This window comes from Empedobacter brevis, from assembly GCF_965118635.1.
GTDB lineage: Bacteria > Bacteroidota > Bacteroidia > Flavobacteriales > Weeksellaceae > Empedobacter > Empedobacter brevis_A.
Genome location: NZ_CBCPHV010000014.1, coordinates 1 through 18,950, shown reverse-complemented (window position 1 = coordinate 18,950; position 18,950 = coordinate 1). Strand labels below are relative to the sequence as shown.

The window sequence follows — 18,950 nt, the reverse complement described above, 5'->3', positions numbered from 1 at the left end:
ATAATAGCAATATTTACATGCAAAAAACAAGTATTTGAATAGGAAAATATTTATAATAAATACGACCTATATAAACAAAACCTCTTTTTTTTATTTTTGTGAAAAATAGTAATTTGCAAGACCAAACTTTTAACATGAATTTGATTCAATACATTCATCAACATTTAAATTCTATTTCAGAAAAATCAATCAACAATACCGTAAATTGTTTAAATGAAGATAACACTATACCATTTATTGCGAGATATAGAAAAGAGGTTACAGGAAATCTTGATGAAGTTCAAATTTCTGCTATTAAGAAACTACAAACGCAATACAATGATATTATTTCGCGAAAAGAGTTTATCCTAAAAAATTTGGAAGAGCAAAATCAATTGAGTACTGAATTGCAACAGCGTATTCAGAAAAGTTTTGATTTAGTTCAATTAGAAGATTTATATCTTCCTTATAAAAAGAAGAAAAAAACTCGCGCTACAATAGCAAAAGAAAAAGGTTTGGAGCCTTTGGCTAAAATTATCATGAAACAAAATAATATTCCTGATTTAGATATTTTAGCAAAAAAATATTTGAATCAAGATGTTATAAGCATCGAAGATGCTTTTGCTGGAGTGCAAGATATTATTGCAGAATGGATTAATGAAAATGAATACGTTCGTCATCGTTTACGAGATATTTTCAGAAAATCAGCTTTGATCGAAAGTAAACTTGTAAAAACTAAAGTAGATGATGAAGATTCGACTAAATATTCGAATTATTTTGAATATGAAGAATCGTTGAAAAAAATTGCTTCTCATCGATTATTAGCAATTTTACGTGGCGAAAACGAAGGTTTTCTAAAATTAAATGTATCAATTGATAAAAAAGAAGCTTTCAAATTTCTTGAATATACTTTAATAAAATCTATTCAACCAGAAATTTCATGGATTATTGAAGAAGCGATAAAAGATTCGTACAAACGACTTTTGGCACCTTCAATCTCGAATGAAGTTTTGAAAGAAGCAAAACAAAAAGCAGATGAAACCTCTGTAAATGTTTTTTCAAAAAACTTGAATCAATTGCTTTTAGCTCCACCTTTGGGAGAAAAAAGAATTTTGGCAATAGATCCTGGTTATAAATCGGGTTGTAAAGTTGTTGTTTTGGATGAGCAAGGCGATTTGTTGCACAATGAAAATATTTATCCTCATGCTCCGCAAAACGAAAAAGTTCAGGCAACAAAAAAATTAAAATCGCTTGTCAATGCTTACAATATAGATGCAATTTCGATTGGAAATGGTACAGCTTCTCGCGAAACAGAAAACTTAGTTCAGAATATTGCATTTGATCGTCCGCTTAAAGTTTTTATTGTAAATGAAGCTGGAGCTTCGATCTATTCGGCATCCAAAATTGCGCGCGACGAATTCCCTGATAAAGATATTACTGTTCGTGGTGCTATTTCTATAGGTCGTCGTTTACAAGATCCTTTGGCTGAATTAGTAAAAATAGAACCAAAATCGATTGGAGTTGGTCAATATCAGCACGATGTCGATCAAACTTTATTAAAAAATGAACTGGATGATGTTGTTTCTTTCTGTGTAAACAAAGTTGGCGTAAATCTGAATACAGCGAGCAAACATTTGTTAAATTATGTTGCAGGAATTGGCGAAAAAATGGCTGAAAATATTGTAGAATATCGAAGTGAAAATGGAGCTTTTAATTCGAGAAAAGAATTGCTAAAAGTTCCTCGTTTGGGCGAAAAAGCATTCTTACAAGCTTCTGCTTTTTTACGAATTCCGAATGCAAAAAATCCTTTGGATAATTCTGCTGTTCATCCAGAATCGTATGCAATTGTTGAGAAAATGGCAAAAGATTTAAAAGTTGAATTGAAAGATTTAATTCAAAATAAAGAATTGATTAATCAACTGGATTTAACTAAATATATTACAGAAAAAGTAGGTTTACCAACTTTAGAAGACATTAAAAAAGAATTGGAAAAACCTGGTTTAGATCCTCGTTCTACAGCTAAAGTTTTTAGTTTTGATCAGCGATTAAAGAAATTTGAAGATTTGCAATTAGGCATGAAAGTTCCTGGAATCATCAATAACATTACAAATTTTGGTTGTTTTGTGGATATTGGAATTAAAGAAAATGGTTTGATTCATATTTCTAAAATTTCGAATGAATTCATTTCAGATGTTAATTCGAAAGTACATTTAAGTCAACAAGTTGAAGTAACTGTAATTGGAATTGATACTGAAAAACGTAAAATTCAATTATCTTTGATTGATTAGGAATATGAAAACAATTTCAATTCTATATTTTATATTATTCAATTTAAGTATTTTTTCTTGTGCGCAGGAGAAATCGACTAATAAAAATTCTGAAAAAATGTTTGAAAAATTTATTCAAAACGATAAATTTAATAAAGATGAATCTCTATTTTATCCAGGATTAAAAAATAAAAATATTCAATCTAATCTGACGAAAGAAATAAATAAACTTGCTGAAACATTCGAATTTATTCAAAATAGTAAAAATCCTACTGAAGAACTATACCTTAAAGCAATTGAAAGTATTTTAAAATCGATTGAAAAATATGACTTAGATACTGAAGATAGAACGAGAGTTGCAAATTATATCGAAGAATTAATGGACATTGTTAATCTCGAAAGTTCAAATGGACTCCTCAATCATTATGTTTATGGTTTTGATCCAACAAAAAAATAATTTTAAAATCAAAAAGGCAATCTAACGAAAGATTGCATTTTTGATTTTATTCTTGTTTGGAAGAAATTAATCTTCAAATTTTACTTTAAATTGTTCATCGTATTTTGCACGATTTTCTGGCGTCATTTTACTACGCATATATTTTATAGTTAAACCGCCAATCATCTTGTCGGCTTTATAATACATCCAATCTCCAATTTTATTAGGATCAATTGTAATTGTATCACCAATTTTAATGTCTTTTATATATTGCACTTGACTGTTTACAACACCTTTCAACGTATCATTATTATTTACAATATCACTTATCCATATTCCTTCTTTTAAATCAGATTTTGGAATTGAATATTTTTGTTGAATCATAAAATTTGTTGTTGTTGTATCTTTCATCGATAGCGCCAACTTGAAATCATCAAATGTTTGTTGTGCTTCTTTTCCAATACTATCCAAATCTTTTTGTTCTTCCTTTTGTTTATCCATGCCTTTGTAAGCATTTACACCAGCACTTTCCTTATTTCCGCAAGAAAATAATAAAGCTGAAAAAGCTATTGCGAATAATGTATATTTCATACTAATATTTCTTTTGATTGTTGTCTTATAAAGTTACATAAATTTATTCAAAATATGATAAATTCAATTCTTTTGGTGTAGGCTGAATCCATTTTTGATGACCAAAATAACTCCATGTTGTATATGCTAAATTATAATTCGGATTTGTAAATTGATAATAATTACTGCCATTTACAGAAACTTTTGCATCGACAAAAACCTTCACATCATTTATACCATTTTTTTCATAATCGTACTTTACATATCTCGAAAATTGCCACATCATATCTGGGCTAAACGACATTTTTGCAATCTGTTTAAAGGTCAAATATTTAGTTAAATCTACTTTTTCTCGTTTTAAATATTTCCCTTTTTTCTGCGGATCTGGTTTCGAAACATAGACAACAACTTCACCAGCTTTATTACGCAACATCATTCGCCAAGCCATACGATGACCTTCTTCTGTCCAAAAAACATTTCCTGGAATAAAATAATGACGAATTGGTAAATAAATTTGCCAAATCACATAGAAAAACATCAAATATGAAAACATAACACGACGAGTTGTCAATAAATTATCATCATCGGAACGATCCATCATAAATGATTTTTTAGGAAAAACAATTTCTTGGATTTTAATAGGATCGTAAAAGAAAATTAACATTGCTAAAGCAAAAAATGGAAAGATTCCAATTCCGAAAACTACAGAATTAAAAACGTGGAAAAATACAGCACATTTGAAGGCTATTCCTCTCGTTTTTTTCATTAACATGGCTGGAATAATCAATAAATCAAAAATAAATCCTGCACAAGCAAAAACTTGCGCAAATTCTAAACTACTCACAATTTTTCCTAAACCAACAAGGTTATATTTTCTACTTAATAAATCTCCATATTGATGAAATTTCATTTGTAGAAATACTCCGTTGAACCAATCTGGATAAACCTTTGCAAAAGCAGCAAAAGTATACACAATCAACAATTGAATAATAAATAATGTTGGTACCCAATTGCGCATGGTTAATCGTTTTATCCTTGGAAAAATCAAACTATCTATCGAAAAGAAATGATGCGCAGGAATTACAGTCATCATCCACGAAACCAGCATAAACAAATAATAATGATTGTTATAACTTGTTTTTTGCATGAAGTACGTTAGCGACCACAAAATAGAAAATAGAATGATAGAAAATCTGTAAGTAAAACCAAACACAATGTTCCATCCTAAAATTCCCATAAGCACATACAAATAAATCATATTTTGCCCCAAGAATACATTTGTCCATTCGAAACCAATGAACGAAAATGTAAGTTGCGGTTCTACAAAATTTGTTTGTACCCAACCTGTAAAAATGGCTCCCCAACATTCTGCTACAATTAATAAACCAAAGATTATTCGGAAAATTACAAGTGGAGAATTATCTACTTTTCGGAATAAATATTCACTAAACATGATTGATTGTTAATTTCTGCTAATTTAAAAATAACCTTTAGAGTTTAGCTACTTTTACCTTATATTTATTGTATGAAAACAAGGAAAATTATTTTGTTTGATGGAATTTGCAATTTATGCAATCAATCTGTTCAGTTTGTGATTGAACATGACAAAAAAAATCAATTTCAGTTTGCTTCTTTACAATCTGATTTTGGACAAAATTTCTTGAAAGAAAATAACATAAACGCAACACAATTTGATTCTGTTGTTTTTATTGAAGATGATAAATTCTATACAAAATCATCGGCTGCACTAAAAATTGCAAAATATTTGGACGGAATAATTTCTTGGTTGACTATTTTTATGATCATTCCAAAACCTTTACGTGATTTGGTTTATAGTCTTATTGCGAAAAATCGTTATCGTTGGTTTGGAAAACAGGAAAGTTGTTGGTTACCAACTCCAGAATTGAAAGCTAAATTTTTAGATTAATTTTAAACTTTTTGATTCACATATTTTTTAATTTTTCGGAAAAGGATTACCCAAAAATAAAAAGTCAAAAAAAGATTTATAACTACAATTATCAAGAAAACAAAGTTTCCATTCAGTATTGTTGAATCTATTTCCGCCATTTGAATTAGAAACAGTGAGAAATAAGCAAACAACAAATAAAATGCTAATACTCTATATTTCCTTTTTGAAAGAATGCTAATGAATAAAAATAGTATTGTTACCAATCCTAAACTATAAATTGAAACTTCATCTTCATCACCAGAAGATTGTAATTGAGAAGTATAATAAAAATCATTTCCTTGCATATATCCTAATCCATCTGTGTATTTAATAAATAAAAAACAACAGATTAATTGAATTAGATATAATACTTCAAGAAAAGAAAAATGGACTTTCAATTTATTAACTCTGTTTAAATTATTTAATCTTCCACAAGTATTCTTTCATTAATTTTTACAATAGCTTCATTAATTCCTTCAAAATACTTTTTCTCACTAAATCTTGGAACAATTACTTCATCAATTAGCTTTTGAGAAAAATCGTCAGAAATTATATTTCGTGCAATATCATTCGTCGAAATTCTAACTTCTCTTGATTTTAAATTGAGGACAATTATCATATTTCCCTTTTGAAACAGATCTGAACTATTGTTATCAAGGATTGAAAATGAATAATCTATTATATTTTCATTTGGAAAATAATCATTCGTAGAAATTATAAATAACTGAAAACTATTATTCTTTTGAATTTCCTTTAATTGTTTTTCAAGTTCAGCTAAATCTTCTCTATTAAAGACTTTTTCCAAATCAACAATATTTGAAAACGGAACCAAAGAATAATTCTCTATAAAAGAAAATTCAGTACAATTTTTAATCAAACTCTTTTGTAAATTGAACTGAAAAACATTTACATCTGATATTAGAAATTTATCAGCATCAATTTTAATATAGTCTCTAAAATCAGGAAATTTTATTTTTCCTAATAATGATTGGTCTTTTGTTATTGATTTACAAATTTCTTTGCTGATATGATTATAATCTTGAGCATAAGAAAATGTAATATTTGCAAATAAAAGAACTGATAGAAGTATTTTTTTTATCATTATAACGAATTAAAATCTACTGATTTCTATATTTCTCTATAGCAGCTTTTATTTTTTCGCGACGATTTGATGGCGATGGATGTGTACTTTGAAATTCTGGAACTTGACTTCCTCCTGAAGCTTCTTCCAAAATATCCATTACACCAATCAATGCTTCTGGATTATAACCTGCTTGAATCATAAATCTAACGCCCAAATCATCGGATTCTAATTCATCATCACGTCCATATTTCATGTTCACCATATTCGCGACAACTTGTGCATAATAAGCTGAATTCGCATCTCCCGCTGCAACACCTGCTGCTCCTGCAATTCCTTGCGAAAGTTCTTGTTTAGACATTTGTTCAGCACTATGACGCGCAATTACGTGACCAACTTCATGTCCTAAAACTCCTGCCAATTGATCTTCGTTTTGCAAACGCGACAACAATGCTTCGGTAATAAAAATTGGTCCGCCTGGCAAAGCAAAAGCATTTACAGTACGATTATCTGCCAAGACATAAAACTGAAAAGGATAGTTGGTTTTGTGCGCATCGCTATCATTTACAACCTTTGCTACTACACGTTTTACCAGCTCTTGATATTGTCTATTTCGTGATAATCCACCAAACTCTTGAGCCATTTGCGGAGCAGAATTAATTCCCATTGCAATTTCATCGTCTTTGGTTAATGAGATATATTGCTTTTCGCCTGTAATTTCATTGACTTCAGAAGAAGAAAAATATTTTATAAGCGAAAAAATAACAATCGCAGCTGCAATTATTAATTTTAACGACGTTCCGCCTTTTTGCATATTTTCTTTCGAAATTTATTATTTTTTATGTCTTTTCTTTAAAATCTCTAAAACATCTTTTAGTTCAAAACCACGAGCATGTAAAGCCATTAAGTAATAAAAGAAAACATCTGCCGATTCTTCTAAAAAATTTTCATCATTATCTTGCTCCGAAGCAATAACCATTTCAACAGCTTCTTCTCCCATTTTTTTAGCGATTTGCGAATTTCCTTTCTTATGAACACGTTTCATTTTAGATTTTTTCGCATCCTCTAATTTTGCTTCTTCCATCATCATTTCCAATTTCTTTAGAAATGGAAATTTCTTTTCTTTTTTGACTTCAGAAGTTTTTTTATTAAGTTCCATAAAACCGTTTGTTTGCTAGATTTTTTTTAACGTAGAATAAATTTAAGAAATTCTACTGAATAATTAACCTCAATTTTGTTGCCAATATTATTATTTTTTTGAAGAAATAATATGTTTTTATTCACATTTATTTAATAAAAATTAAATCGATATGTGTGCATTTTATTAATTTTTAAGATTGTTATTCGCTTTTATTTTAAGAGAAAAAAACGTATTTTTACGCGAAAATAAACATAGCGCAAACACAATGAACACAAACGATTTTTCCATTAGACATATTGGAAACAATGCGCAGCAAGCAGCTGAAATGCTTTCTGTAATTGGACAAGATTCTATTGATTCTCTAATTGAGGCAACGGTTCCTCAAAACATTCGATTGAAAAATGCTTTGGATTTACCAGAAGCATTATCAGAATTTGAAGCGATTAATCATCTAGCTGATATTGCTTCGAAAAATAAAAAAGTAAAAAATTACCTTGGATATGGATATTATGGTGCAATTTTACCAGCTCCTATTCAACGTAATGTTCTTGAAAATCCAGGATGGTATACAGCTTATACACCTTACCAAGCAGAAATTGCTCAAGGACGTTTAGAAGCTTTATTAAATTTCCAAACTGTTATTTCTGATTTAACTGGTTTACCTATCGCAAATGCTTCTTTATTAGATGAAGGTACAGCATGTGGTGAAGCAATGCACATGTTATTGGAATCTCGTTCTCGTGATCAAAAGAAAAATAATGTTAACAAATTTTTTGTAGCAGATAATTTATTTCCTCAATCTATTGCAGTTTTAGAAACAAAAGCACAAGGTTTGGAAATTGAATTAGTTGTAGGAAACTTTGAAACAACTGAATTAAACGAGGAATTCTTCGGAGCAATCGTTCAATATATTGGAAAAGGTGGACAAATTAATAACTATAAATCTTTTATAGAAAAAGCAAATGCTGTTAATGTAAAAGTTGCTGTTGCAACAGATTTATTAGCATTGACGTTATTAACACCTCCAGGTGAATGGGGAGCTGATATTGCAATTGGAACGTCTCAACGTTTTGGTATTCCAATGGGATATGGTGGACCTCACGCAGCATTTTTATCTTGTACAGAAGAATACAAACGTGTAATTCCTGGACGTATAATTGGTGTTTCTCAAGATCGTTTAGGGAAATATGCATTACGTATGGCTTTGCAAACACGCGAACAACATATCAAACGCGAAAAAGCAACTTCTAATATTTGTACAGCACAAGTATTATTAGCTGTTATGGCTTCTTTCTATGCGGTTTACCACGGAAAAGATGGTTTAAAATTTATTGCTGATCAAATCCATACTAAAGCAGCTGTTTTACACGGAGGTTTAGAACATTTAGGATTTAAATTAGTAAACACTTCTTTCTTCGATACAATTCAAATTGAAGTTGAAAATTCTGACGAAATCGTGAAGATTTTTGAAGAAGAAGAAATCAATGTGAATGGATTCGAAAAAGGAAAAATTTCGATTACAGTTGACGAAATGACTTCTGAAGAAGATATTTTCGAAATTTTGAGTGTTTTTGCTACAATTAAAAATACAGAAGATGGTTTCGAATTTGAAGTAGATGATTGTTATTTACCAGAAGATTTAATTAGAACTTCTGATTTCTTAACACACGAAAACTTCAATTTATATCATACAGAAACAGAATTAATGCGCTACATCAAACGTTTAGAACGTAAAGATTTAGCTTTAAATCAATCTATGATTGCATTAGGTTCTTGTACAATGAAATTGAATGCGGCAACAGAATTATTGCACATGTCTTGGGAAAGAATGGGAAATGTTCACCCTTTCACACCAAAAGATCAAGTAGAAGGATATCAAACATTAATCAAAAACTTAGAAGATTATTTAGCTGTAATTACTGGTTTTGATGCAACATCTTTGCAATCTAACTCTGGTGCACAAGGAGAATATGCAGGATTAATGGTTATTCGTTCTTACTTCGAATCAAAAGGAGAACAACACAGAAATGTAGTTTTAATTCCACAATCTGCTCACGGAACTAACCCTGCTTCTGCTGCAATGGCAGGAATGCAAGTTGTTGTAGTGAAGAACTTAGAATCTGGCGAAACAGATTTAGTTGATTTGAAAGAAAAATGTGAAAAACATAAAGATAACTTAGCTGCATTGATGATTACTTATCCATCAACTTATGGAGCTTTTGATAGCAATATCGAAGAAGTTACTGAAATGATTCACGCTTACGGAGGACAAGTTTATATGGACGGTGCAAATATGAATGCACAAGTTGGATTGACTTCTCCTGGAAATATTGGTGCAGATGTTTGTCACTTAAACTTACACAAAACATTCGCTATTCCTCACGGAGGTGGAGGACCTGGTGTAGGACCAATTTGTGTAAAATCACATTTAGCTCCTTTCTTAGGATCTTCTCCATTAATCGAAACAGGAGGAAAAGAAGCTAAAAATACATTCGCAGCTGCTCCTTATGGTTCTGCATTTATATTACCTATTTCTTACTCTTACATTTTGATGTTAGGTGCAGAAGGTTTATTAAAAGCAACGCGAGCTGCAATCTTGAACGCAAACTACATGAAAACTCGTTTAGAGAAACATTTTGATATTTTATATACAAATGCAAATAATGTAGTAGCACACGAATTTATCTTAGATTGTCGTCCATTCAAAAAAGCAGGAATCGAAGTAACTGATATTGCAAAACGTTTAATTGATTACGGATTCCATGCTCCAACTGTATCTTTCCCTGTTGCTGGTACATTGATGGTAGAACCTACAGAATCTGAAAACAAAGCAGAATTAGATCGTTTTTGTGAAGCATTAATTTCTATTCGTCAAGAAATTGATGAAATTGCGAATGGAGATTATCCAGTTGACAACAATGTATTACACAATGCGCCTCACCCAATTCATTTGATTACGGCTGACGAGTGGGAATATCCTTACTCTCGTTCTAAAGCTGCATATCCTCTAGAATGGGTTCGTGAACGTAAATTCTTCGCATCTGTTTCTCGTATTGATGATGCTTACGGAGATCGTAACTTAATTTGTACTTGTGCTCCTATCGAAGCATATATGGATTAATAAAGTGATTTAAAATAAACTTTAATATAGCAAATCGCTCTGAGAAATCGGAGCGATTTTTTTATTTGTATAAATCTTTAAATAATTCATCCGTAAAATCTTAATCTTATTTATCCGCAGAAAACTTCATTTGATTATATTCGGATGATTTATTCTTAGGAATAGAAAGGGAATTCCGTTTACTAAATTGTTTTCCATCTCTTGTTAATTAGGGCCTTGTAAATTTTTGCGATTATGTTTTCGTTTATAAATGGTCTCTTTAAATTGGGTTTGATCTACTGTAACAATCGAAATATTTCCATCAATTTCCATCATTGCCAATTTTACATCTTTTATATATTGTACACCATGTTCACGCATGGCTTCATCCAATTCTTCTGCATCAATTCCTAATTTAGCCAACATCGCAAAATCAGCTCTTCCATCTTTAATCAAAATCTCTGGTTTCTGTTCGATTAAGTTTCCTATTAATTTACTTTTCAGTAAAATTCTTTTCACTATAAAATTTAAAAGAAACAAAACCGCAGCAGCTATCAAACCTCCTAATAAGCTGGAATCGGCGCCAACCATTGCATTTTGCACCGCATTACTAATCAATAAAATCAAAATAACATCTGCTGTATTCAATTGCGATAATTGTTGTTTACCAAAAATTCTCAGTGCAACCAACATAAACACATAAACCGAAATACAACGCAAAATTATTCCTAAGTAATCTTCCATAAATTTGTTCTAATAAAAGAGAAGGTACTAAAAAAATCCGTTCTGAAATTGGAACGGATTTAAAATTTATTTTGATTTTTTTAGTATATAAATTCTCGAAATTCTTAAAATTAAATAGATAATTACTAAATAAAACTTTTTCTGATAGACTAATTCAAAACCTTTTATGGGAAAGAAATTTTCTGATAAAAAGGTTAGCAATAAAATTGCAATAACTACTCCACTAACTATATTAATTGCTTTATCCATTAATTGTTATATTTCGGAGCTTCATTTTTCTTCATCATTTCGTATAAAGAATGTCCAATTCCTTGTGTAATTTCAGATAAATTATCAAAATTAATTACTGAAATTTCATCGTTCTTTTGATGATAATGATTTTGGTTTTCCATGTTTACAGAAGAAAGCGAATGCGAAACCACTTTATGATTGACAAAGTTTACGTTATCTGAACGAAAAAATAATTGTTGTTTTAAATAAGGATCATTCTCCACTTTGAATGTTTTGGTAGAATTATTATTCATCAAACTCATTAAATCTGAACGATCGCTTCCTGTCATATATACTTTTCCTGCTCCGAAAGCCGAAACAGTTCCGATCATTTCCAAATTCAACATTACTTTCATATTTGGTAAATAAGTTTGAAAATCTTTATTTTCAACCAACATTTTAGAACCGACTAAACCAATTTCTTCAGCATCAAAAGCCATGAACATTAAGCTTTGTTTTACTTTTTTATCTTTGAAATAATCAGATAAAGCCATTACAGCAGAAGTTCCACTTGCATTATCATCTGCTCCATTGAAAATTTTATCATCTCCTTTATCATCTGTTCCAACATGATCAAAATGTGCTCCTACAGCATAAATATCAGACGATTTTCCTTCTTTTATTCCGCAAACATTTTGTCCTTTTTTCCCTTTATATTCGAATTCGATTAAATATGAATCTCCAACACAAGGTTTTAATTTATTTTGTTTGAATTTTTCTGCTATCAATTCAGCTGCTAAACGATTTTCGGCTGTTCCAAATTTTCGACCTTTCATGGTATCAGAAGCTAATTCTTCTACATATTTCTTTTGATTTTCTTTAGAATATTGCGCGTTAGCTTGATTGAAAGCAAGTAATCCTATTGCAAGTAAAGTATATTTTTTCATTCTCTTTATGTGATTAATTTGACGGAAGATACAAAAAATTAACGTTTTTTCTCAAACATCAAATCTTTTACTTTTTCTTTGTCTTCTTTTTCATTTTTCAAGTCGAACATCGTTCCGAAAATACGATCCCAAAACGTGTTGGAAACTCCAAAACCTAATTCTTCATTTTTATAGTGATGCAAATGATGATTACGCCAAAGTGGTTTCATAAACTTGAATGGCGGTGCGACAGCGTGAATTAAATAATGCATTGATGCATATAATAAATAGCCAATCATAAAGCCAGGAAAGAAAGCAAATGTATATTTCCCTAAAATTAAATATTGAATGAAAAATATAATTGATGCTAAAAGAATACTTGGAACAGGCGGCATAAACAAACGTTGTTTATCTCGCGGATAATGATGATGATTTCCATGAAAAATATAAACAATTCGTTTTAGACTTTCTTGTTCAGCTGTCCAATGAAAGAGATAACGATGAGCAAAATACTCGAACAATGTCCAAAATAACATTGCGCCAAAAAAAAGAAAAACAACTGTTAATGTAGGTAAATTGTAGCGAGAAATTCCATAATAAATACAATAGGAAAGTAATGGAATGTACATGCCCCAAATAACTGCGGGATGTCCCTTTGTCAACATTTCGAGATATTTGTTTTCGAATATTTGTGCTTGACCTTTATTATGAATTTTCTCAAATTTCATGGTTATAAAATTTAATTTACTTAAAAATAAGGCTTTAGAATATTCTAAACAAGCAATCTGTAAAAATTAATTGTAAAAAAAATCCGAAAATCAAAATTTGATTTTCGGATTGTATGATGAATAAGATTTTATTATCTTTTTTCAATTTCAACGTAATCACGTAATGGTGCTCCTGTATATAATTGACGAGGACGACCAATTGGTTGATTCGTTTCGCGCATTTCCATCCATTGAGCAATCCATCCTGGTAAACGTCCAACAGCAAACATTACTGTGAACATTTCTGTAGGGATATCTAATGCTTTATAGATAATTCCTGAATAGAAATCTACGTTTGGATATAAGTTTCTTGATTTGAAGTACTCGTCTTCTAAGGCAGCTTTTTCTAATTTTTTCGCAATATCTAAAATAGGATCATTAACGCCTAATTTTTCTAAAACGTTATCAGCAGCAACTTTGATGATTTTCGCACGAGGATCAAAGTTTTTATAAACACGGTGTCCGAATCCCATTAAACGGAAAGGATCGTTTTTATCTTTTGCTTTAGCTAAGTATTTTTCAACATCTCCACCATCATTTTTGATAGCTTCTAACATTTCTAATACAGCTTGGTTTGCTCCTCCATGTAAAGGTCCCCATAAAGCTGAAATACCACCAGAAATAGAAGCGAATAAACCTGCATGAGAAGAACCTACTAAACGTACACTAGATGTAGAACAGTTTTGCTCGTGATCTGCATGTAAGATTAATAATTTATCAATTGCATCAATAATTACAGGATCTAATTCTAATTCTTGACCCGGTTTTTTGAATAATAATTGATAAAAGTTTTCTACGTAAGATAATTTATCGTTAGAGTAGTTAACTGGTAATCCTTTTATTTTTCTTTGTGTCCAAGATGCAAGTACTGGAAATTTTCCTAATAAAGTAACTGCAGCTTTGTACATATCATCTGGAGAAGTAACATCAACAACTTTTGGATTGAACGCTGATAAAGCAGCTGTTAAAGAAGTTAATACTCCCATTGGATGAGCAGAACTTGGGAATGCATCTAAGATTTTGATTAAATCTTCTGACACGTAGTTGTACTCATTAATATCTGTTATAAATTTATCTAACTCAGATTGTGTAGGTAATTCTCCTTTGATTAACAAATACATTACTTCTACAAAAGAAGATTTTTCTGCTAATTGTTCAATAGGATATCCACGGTACATCAATTTTCCTTCTTCACCATCTAAAAATGTAATTTTAGATTCACATGCCCCTGTATTTTTATACCCCGGATCCATTGTAATTAATCCAGTAGCACTTCTTAACTTAGAAATGTCAATAGATTTTTCATCCATTGATCCAGTTGTAACTGGTAGCTCCAACTCATTTCCATTGTAATTTAATATTACCTTATCTGACATTTTATAGTTTATATTATTTATAGCGTAATTTACAATTCTTTTATTAAATTAAGTCTGATAAATATCAGCTTAAAGCAATTTATCGCTTAATTTTAAAAGCTTTAAGTCCTGGAAATATAGCTGTTTCTCCAAGAATTTCTTCGATACGTAACAATTGATTGTATTTAGCCATACGATCTGAACGAGAAGCAGAACCTGTTTTGATTTGTCCTGTATTCAATGCTACTGCTAAATCTGCAATTGTTGCATCTTCTGTTTCTCCAGATCGGTGAGACATTACAGCTGTATAACGAGCATTTTGAGCCATTTGTACTGCTTTAATTGTTTCTGTTAATGTACCGATTTGATTAAATTTAACTAAAATAGAGTTTGCTGTTTCAGCATCAATTGCTTTTTCTAATTTAGTTACATTCGTTACCAATAAATCATCTCCAACAATTTGAACACGTTTACCGATTTTATCTGTTAAGATTTTCCAACCTTCCCAATCGTTTTCATCCATACCATCTTCGATAGAAATAATTGGATATTTCTCTGTTAATTCTGCTAAATAAGCTGCTTGCTCTGCAGAAGTACGGATAGCTCCTTTCTCTCCTTCGAATTTTGTATAATCATATTTTCCATCGTGGTAGAATTCTGATGATGCACAATCTAATGCAATCATAATTTCTTCACCTGCTTTATAACCTGCTTTTTCTATTGCAGAAATAACTGTATCTAAAGCATCTTCTGTTCCTTCAAAAGTTGGAGCAAAACCACCTTCGTCACCTACTGCAGTAGATAAACCTCTGTCGTGTAAAATTTTCTTTAATGCATGAAAAACTTCAGTTCCTTTGCGTAAAGCATCAGAAAATGATTCTGCTTGAACTGGCATGATCATAAACTCTTGGAAAGCAATTGGTGCATCAGAGTGAGATCCTCCATTTACGATATTCATCATAGGTACAGGTAATGTGTTTGCATTAACTCCTCCTATGTATCTAAATAATGGTAAACCTAATTCTTCTGCTGCTGCTTTTGCAACTGCTAAAGAAACTCCTAAAATTGCATTAGCACCCAATTTAGCTTTGTTTTCAGTTCCATCTAAATCAATCATTACTTGATCGATTAAATTTTGTTCAAAAACAGAAAAACCAATTAATTCTGGAGCAATCACTTCATTTACATTCTCGATAGCTTTTAATACTCCTTTACCTAAGTATAAATCACCACCATCGCGTAATTCTACTGCTTCATACTCTCCTGTAGATGCTCCTGATGGAACAGCTGCACGTCCTAAAATACCTGATTCTGTATATACATCTACCTCTACAGTTGGGTTACCACGAGAATCTAAAATTTGTCTTGCATGGATATGCGAAATAATGCTCATTATTAATATTTTTTAATTGATAAAATTTTGATTTACCAAAAATAATGGATTTGAGTAATCTTTACAACGAATTTACCTTTTTTTAAAAATAATTTAATTCTTAAAGTATTTTTAAAAATTATGCATGCATAATAAATGAATGCAAATCCATTGCTTACAAATATTATTATTTTTTGAATGAATTCAAAAAATAATTAGAAATTTTTAATTAGAAATTAGAAATAAAGATTGTCCCATTTATTACTTCAACACGGTAATCTTTCATAGGCCTATCAGCCTTCGTCCCTTCTATAGGACTTCCTGTTAACATCCATTTAGCTCCATCAGCTTCACACTCTATTATCCAATCGTTTTTAACTACTAATGTTGTTTTATCACCTGGACAAATATGTGGTGCATTACGATCAAAAGCTTTATAACCAGAAGCAGTTTTTACTACTATTAGTCCTCTCGTACCAGTTAATGGTCCATTTAAATAAACCCAATTTCTTGAATTAAGATCAGCGAATTCTATTAAATTAGGATTAATAGATGCTCTAACAGTAGTATTAGGTACACAACTTACTGTACCATCATCAGAACTACAGGCCTGAAATAGACTTGCGAAAACACAAACCAGAATAAGCTTATTTAGAATCGTTTTAATAAATTGTTTCATTTTTAATTTGCTGTATTTTTTTTACTATCTTTGTAATACAATAAGTAAATAGTCCTGCGCATATTAGTGATATGTGTAGGATTATTTAGTTTATAAGACCTATTTAATAAAAAATTAATTAAACATTATTGCTATGGCAAATATACAATATGTAACGAAAGAAGGATTAGAAAAGTTGCGTGAAGAGCTTCATCAGTTGGAAACTTTTGAGCGTCCAAAAATTTCGCAACAAATTGCTGATGCGCGTGATAAAGGAGATTTATCTGAAAATGCAGAATACGATGCTGCAAAAGAGGCTCAAGGAATGTTAGAAATGCAAATTGCTAAATTGAAAGAAGTAGTTGCATACGCTAGAGTGATTGATGAATCTAAATTAGATCATTCAAAAGTATCTATATTATCAAAAGTTAAAATAAAAAATACGGCTAACGGACAAGAATTAATCTATACACTTGTACCAGAATCTGAAGCAGATTTAGCTAAAATGCGCATCTCTGTAAATACGCCAATCGCAAAAGGATTATTAGGAAAATCACTAGGAGATGTTGCAGAAATTACATTACCTAACGGAATGACTTTAAATTTTGAAATTTTAGAAATATCTTTGGACTAAGATTTCAAAAATTAAAAAACATATGGCAAGCATTTTCACTAAAATTATAAACGGAGAAATACCATCATACAAAATTACCGAAAACGATCACTATATCGCTATTTTGGACGCTTTTCCTTTGGTAGAAGGTCATGTATTGGTTATCCCGAAAAAAGAGGTTGATAAAATCTTCGATTTAGACAAAGAAACCTATTTAGGTTTAATGGACTTTTCTTATGAAATTGCGCAAGCTATAGAAAAAGCAATACCTTGTTTACGAGTTGGTATAGCTGTTGTTGGTTTAGAGGTACCACATGTACATGTGCATTTGGTTCCTCTAAATACAACGCAAGATATCAATTTCTCAAATCCAAAACTTCAATTATCTGCCGAAAAAATGATCGAGATTGCAGATAATATTAAATCATATTTATAATCGATGAACAAATACATTAAATTAGTAATATCCGCTGTATTAATTTCTTTAGCAATCTTTTTGTTTAGTATTCGCGAATACGGTTGGGGATTTGTTTCGTTATTAATCGCTGTATTCCCTATTATATTTTATTTCAGAAATGAAAACATATTGTTAGCTTTCTGGTTTTTACGTAAAGAGGATATGGCAAAAGCGAAAAAATGGTTACAAAAAATTAAAAATCCATCATCAGAATTAATTCCTAAACAAATGGGATATTACCACTACATGATGGGAATTACTGAAGCGCAAGACAATGTTTCGGTTTCAGAAAAATATATGAGAGAAGCCTTGAACTACGGTTTATCTTTTGATCATGATAGAGCTATGGCTAATTTATCTTTGGCTGGAGCTGCAATGTCTAAAGGTAAAAAGAAAGAAGCTGAAGGTTATATAAAAGAAGCGAAGAAAAACGATTCGAAAGGAATGTTTACTGATCAAATAAAAATGATGAGTGAGCAAATGAAACGTTTCAACGTAAGTAATTCGCAATTACAAAACCCACATATGCGTCATAAAGGACGTAAATTCTAAATGGATATATCAAAATTTACAGAAGAATCATCATCAAACACAAATAAGTGGAAGCTGATTGAAGAATTCTTCAAAGAAAATTTTACAGATGGTGAAAGACCAGATTTAGATACAATTCTTTTTTTAATTGGTGTTCAAGAATTAGGACAAGGAAAAAAACGATTCAAAAAAGATGATAAACTAAATTTGTTGCACATTGCAGTTTGTCGTGTATTAGAACCTTTTGGTTTTTACCGTTTCGATGGTTTAGATCCTGATGGTTGGCCACATTTTGAGTTACTGGAAGATTTACCACCACTTAAAACAAACGAGCAAACATTATTGATGAAATACGCAATTATACAGTATTTTGATGATCAAAAAATAATAAACTTCGAATCTTAAGATTCGAAGTTTTCTTCTTTATACATATCTACTACAACCTTGTCCGCATCTAAAGTAAATTTATCAGCATCCAATTCTTCTTTCGATAACCATAGTAATTCATTAATATCCGCATCTAACACTTTCAATTTAGCTAATTCTTTAGCTGTAATCGAAGCTTTATAATAAATCAATAAAACCTGTTCAGTAGGATCAAAAGCATTCAATACAAAAAAATCTTGGGTATAAAAATGTTCATGAACTTCTACTTTCAAGTTCAATTCTTCGATCATTTCTCTTTTAATACAATCTTTTGTTCCTTCACCAAATTCCAATCCTCCTCCGGGAAACTTATAAATTAAATTTCCTTGAAACGGTTCGTGAATTACCAATAGCTTTCCTTTATGCTCT

Annotated in this window: 20 protein-coding genes; 8 read left to right on the top strand and 12 right to left on the bottom strand. The window is 30.6% G+C overall.

From position 1 onward, the window contains the following. Positions 1-134: 134 nt before the first annotated feature. Both ACMHJW_RS13155 and ACMHJW_RS13150 read left to right on the top strand, forming a co-directional pair. On the top strand, positions 135-2,267 hold the full coding sequence (locus ACMHJW_RS13155; RefSeq protein ID WP_413533871.1) for a Tex family protein: 2,133 nt from the start codon (positions 135-137) through the stop codon (positions 2,265-2,267). Between the two features lie 4 nt (positions 2,268-2,271). Then, entirely contained in the window at positions 2,272-2,703 is a 432-nt protein-coding gene (locus ACMHJW_RS13150) for a DUF4844 domain-containing protein (protein WP_413533870.1), read from the top strand. Positions 2,704-2,769: 66 nt separating this feature from the next. On the opposite strand, the gene ACMHJW_RS13145 is transcribed toward ACMHJW_RS13150, so the two are convergent. Together ACMHJW_RS13145 and ACMHJW_RS13140 are read right to left on the bottom strand one after the other, a co-directional pair. Beyond that, positions 2,770-3,273 carry a DUF2314 domain-containing protein gene (locus ACMHJW_RS13145; protein WP_413533869.1) on the bottom strand — a complete coding sequence of 168 codons (504 nt, stop codon included), beginning with the start codon at positions 3,271-3,273 and terminating at the stop codon, positions 2,770-2,772. Positions 3,274-3,316: 43 nt separating this feature from the next. Beyond that, complete coding sequence (locus ACMHJW_RS13140) at positions 3,317-4,705, bottom strand: HTTM domain-containing protein (protein ID WP_413533868.1); 1,389 nt, start codon at positions 4,703-4,705, stop codon at positions 3,317-3,319. A gap of 72 nt (positions 4,706-4,777) precedes the next feature. Between ACMHJW_RS13140 and ACMHJW_RS13135 the strand changes: the two genes are divergently transcribed. Next, the gene (locus ACMHJW_RS13135; RefSeq protein ID WP_413533867.1) at positions 4,778-5,179 is read left to right on the top strand and encodes a thiol-disulfide oxidoreductase DCC family protein; all 402 of its coding nucleotides are present in this window, start codon (positions 4,778-4,780) and stop codon (positions 5,177-5,179) included. 442 nt (positions 5,180-5,621) lie between these two features. Here ACMHJW_RS13135 and ACMHJW_RS13130 read toward each other — a convergent pair whose 3' ends face one another. From ACMHJW_RS13130 to hisE, 3 genes are read right to left on the bottom strand one after another with little or no spacing between them, the layout of a single operon-like run. Next, the gene (locus tag ACMHJW_RS13130; protein ID WP_413533866.1) at positions 5,622-6,302 is read right to left on the bottom strand and encodes a TPM domain-containing protein; all 681 of its coding nucleotides are present in this window, start codon (positions 6,300-6,302) and stop codon (positions 5,622-5,624) included. Between the two features lie 16 nt (positions 6,303-6,318). Next, the gene (locus ACMHJW_RS13125; protein WP_413533865.1) at positions 6,319-7,095 is read right to left on the bottom strand and encodes a M48 family metalloprotease; all 777 of its coding nucleotides are present in this window, start codon (positions 7,093-7,095) and stop codon (positions 6,319-6,321) included. Positions 7,096-7,113: 18 nt separating this feature from the next. Beyond that, a complete protein-coding gene (gene hisE, locus ACMHJW_RS13120) occupies positions 7,114-7,440 on the bottom strand; it encodes a phosphoribosyl-ATP diphosphatase (protein WP_413533864.1) in 327 nt (108 codons plus the stop codon). A gap of 247 nt (positions 7,441-7,687) precedes the next feature. On the opposite strand from hisE, the gene gcvP reads away from it, so the two are divergent. Then, positions 7,688-10,543, top strand: coding sequence for an aminomethyl-transferring glycine dehydrogenase (gcvP, locus tag ACMHJW_RS13115; RefSeq protein WP_413533863.1), 2,856 nt, complete (start codon positions 7,688-7,690; stop codon positions 10,541-10,543). 204 nt (positions 10,544-10,747) lie between these two features. Here the strand turns inward: gcvP and ACMHJW_RS13110 are convergent, their stop codons facing one another. The 6 genes from ACMHJW_RS13110 to ACMHJW_RS13085 form a co-directional block, all read right to left on the bottom strand. Next, positions 10,748-11,266 (bottom strand): DUF421 domain-containing protein, encoded by a 519-nt coding sequence (locus tag ACMHJW_RS13110; RefSeq protein WP_413533862.1) that lies wholly within the window; start codon positions 11,264-11,266, stop codon positions 10,748-10,750. Between the two features lie 248 nt (positions 11,267-11,514). Further along, positions 11,515-12,423 (bottom strand): M28 family metallopeptidase, encoded by a 909-nt coding sequence (locus ACMHJW_RS13105; RefSeq protein ID WP_413533861.1) that lies wholly within the window; start codon positions 12,421-12,423, stop codon positions 11,515-11,517. Positions 12,424-12,461: 38 nt separating this feature from the next. Then, positions 12,462-13,130, bottom strand: a complete 669-nt coding sequence (locus tag ACMHJW_RS13100; protein WP_413533860.1) for a sterol desaturase family protein — start codon at positions 13,128-13,130, stop codon at positions 12,462-12,464. Positions 13,131-13,261: 131 nt separating this feature from the next. Then, positions 13,262-14,545 (bottom strand): citrate synthase, encoded by a 1,284-nt coding sequence (locus ACMHJW_RS13095; protein WP_413533859.1) that lies wholly within the window; start codon positions 14,543-14,545, stop codon positions 13,262-13,264. A gap of 79 nt (positions 14,546-14,624) precedes the next feature. Further along, positions 14,625-15,917, bottom strand: a complete 1,293-nt coding sequence (eno, locus tag ACMHJW_RS13090) for a phosphopyruvate hydratase (RefSeq protein ID WP_413533858.1) — start codon at positions 15,915-15,917, stop codon at positions 14,625-14,627. Positions 15,918-16,125: 208 nt separating this feature from the next. Continuing rightward, entirely contained in the window at positions 16,126-16,575 is a 450-nt protein-coding gene (locus ACMHJW_RS13085; RefSeq protein ID WP_413533857.1) for a hypothetical protein, read from the bottom strand. A gap of 133 nt (positions 16,576-16,708) precedes the next feature. Here ACMHJW_RS13085 and greA point away from each other — a divergent pair, with 133 nt between their 5' ends. Genes greA through ACMHJW_RS13065 form a run of 4 tightly spaced genes read left to right on the top strand, consistent with a single transcriptional unit; the run spans position 16,709 to position 18,560 of the window. Next, complete coding sequence (greA, locus tag ACMHJW_RS13080) at positions 16,709-17,188, top strand: transcription elongation factor GreA (RefSeq protein WP_413533856.1); 480 nt, start codon at positions 16,709-16,711, stop codon at positions 17,186-17,188. A 22-nt stretch (positions 17,189-17,210) separates the two neighbouring features. Then, positions 17,211-17,603: an HIT family protein gene (locus ACMHJW_RS13075; RefSeq protein WP_413533855.1), complete on the top strand. Its 393-nt coding sequence runs from the start codon at positions 17,211-17,213 to the stop codon at positions 17,601-17,603. A 3-nt stretch (positions 17,604-17,606) separates the two neighbouring features. Beyond that, positions 17,607-18,176 carry a DUF2892 domain-containing protein gene (locus ACMHJW_RS13070; RefSeq protein WP_413533854.1) on the top strand — a complete coding sequence of 190 codons (570 nt, stop codon included), beginning with the start codon at positions 17,607-17,609 and terminating at the stop codon, positions 18,174-18,176. After that, positions 18,177-18,560 (top strand): hypothetical protein, encoded by a 384-nt coding sequence (locus ACMHJW_RS13065; RefSeq protein WP_413533853.1) that lies wholly within the window; start codon positions 18,177-18,179, stop codon positions 18,558-18,560. Here ACMHJW_RS13065 and ACMHJW_RS13060 read toward each other — a convergent pair. Then, the coding region (locus ACMHJW_RS13060; RefSeq protein WP_413533852.1) for an NUDIX hydrolase at positions 18,557-18,950 on the bottom strand (394 nt) is incomplete at its 5' end. The two genes, ACMHJW_RS13065 and ACMHJW_RS13060, sit on opposite strands and share 4 nt — an antisense overlap.

What these genes read in the sequence shown, in the direction of transcription:
- ACMHJW_RS13100 (WP_413533860.1), bottom strand. Translation starts at nt 13,130, where the DNA reads ATGAAATTTGAGAAAATTCATAATAAAGGTCAAGCACAAATATTCGAA.
- ACMHJW_RS13155 (WP_413533871.1), top strand. Translation starts at nt 135, where the DNA reads ATGAATTTGATTCAATACATTCATCAACATTTAAATTCTATTTCAGAA.
- ACMHJW_RS13130 (WP_413533866.1), bottom strand. Translation starts at nt 6,302, where the DNA reads ATGATAAAAAAAATACTTCTATCAGTTCTTTTATTTGCAAATATTACA.
- hisE (WP_413533864.1), bottom strand. Translation starts at nt 7,440, where the DNA reads ATGGAACTTAATAAAAAAACTTCTGAAGTCAAAAAAGAAAAGAAATTT.
- ACMHJW_RS13135 (WP_413533867.1), top strand. Translation starts at nt 4,778, where the DNA reads ATGAAAACAAGGAAAATTATTTTGTTTGATGGAATTTGCAATTTATGC.
- ACMHJW_RS13150 (WP_413533870.1), top strand. Translation starts at nt 2,272, where the DNA reads ATGAAAACAATTTCAATTCTATATTTTATATTATTCAATTTAAGTATT.
- ACMHJW_RS13095 (WP_413533859.1), bottom strand. Translation starts at nt 14,545, where the DNA reads ATGTCAGATAAGGTAATATTAAATTACAATGGAAATGAGTTGGAGCTA.
- ACMHJW_RS13105 (WP_413533861.1), bottom strand. Translation starts at nt 12,423, where the DNA reads ATGAAAAAATATACTTTACTTGCAATAGGATTACTTGCTTTCAATCAA.
- ACMHJW_RS13070 (WP_413533854.1), top strand. Translation starts at nt 17,607, where the DNA reads ATGAACAAATACATTAAATTAGTAATATCCGCTGTATTAATTTCTTTA.
- gcvP (WP_413533863.1), top strand. Translation starts at nt 7,688, where the DNA reads ATGAACACAAACGATTTTTCCATTAGACATATTGGAAACAATGCGCAG.
- greA (WP_413533856.1), top strand. Translation starts at nt 16,709, where the DNA reads ATGGCAAATATACAATATGTAACGAAAGAAGGATTAGAAAAGTTGCGT.
- ACMHJW_RS13065 (WP_413533853.1), top strand. Translation starts at nt 18,177, where the DNA reads ATGGATATATCAAAATTTACAGAAGAATCATCATCAAACACAAATAAG.
- ACMHJW_RS13140 (WP_413533868.1), bottom strand. Translation starts at nt 4,705, where the DNA reads ATGTTTAGTGAATATTTATTCCGAAAAGTAGATAATTCTCCACTTGTA.
- eno (WP_413533858.1), bottom strand. Translation starts at nt 15,917, where the DNA reads ATGAGCATTATTTCGCATATCCATGCAAGACAAATTTTAGATTCTCGT.
- ACMHJW_RS13085 (WP_413533857.1), bottom strand. Translation starts at nt 16,575, where the DNA reads ATGAAACAATTTATTAAAACGATTCTAAATAAGCTTATTCTGGTTTGT.
- ACMHJW_RS13145 (WP_413533869.1), bottom strand. Translation starts at nt 3,273, where the DNA reads ATGAAATATACATTATTCGCAATAGCTTTTTCAGCTTTATTATTTTCT.
- ACMHJW_RS13125 (WP_413533865.1), bottom strand. Translation starts at nt 7,095, where the DNA reads ATGCAAAAAGGCGGAACGTCGTTAAAATTAATAATTGCAGCTGCGATT.
- ACMHJW_RS13110 (WP_413533862.1), bottom strand. Translation starts at nt 11,266, where the DNA reads ATGGAAGATTACTTAGGAATAATTTTGCGTTGTATTTCGGTTTATGTG.
- ACMHJW_RS13075 (WP_413533855.1), top strand. Translation starts at nt 17,211, where the DNA reads ATGGCAAGCATTTTCACTAAAATTATAAACGGAGAAATACCATCATAC.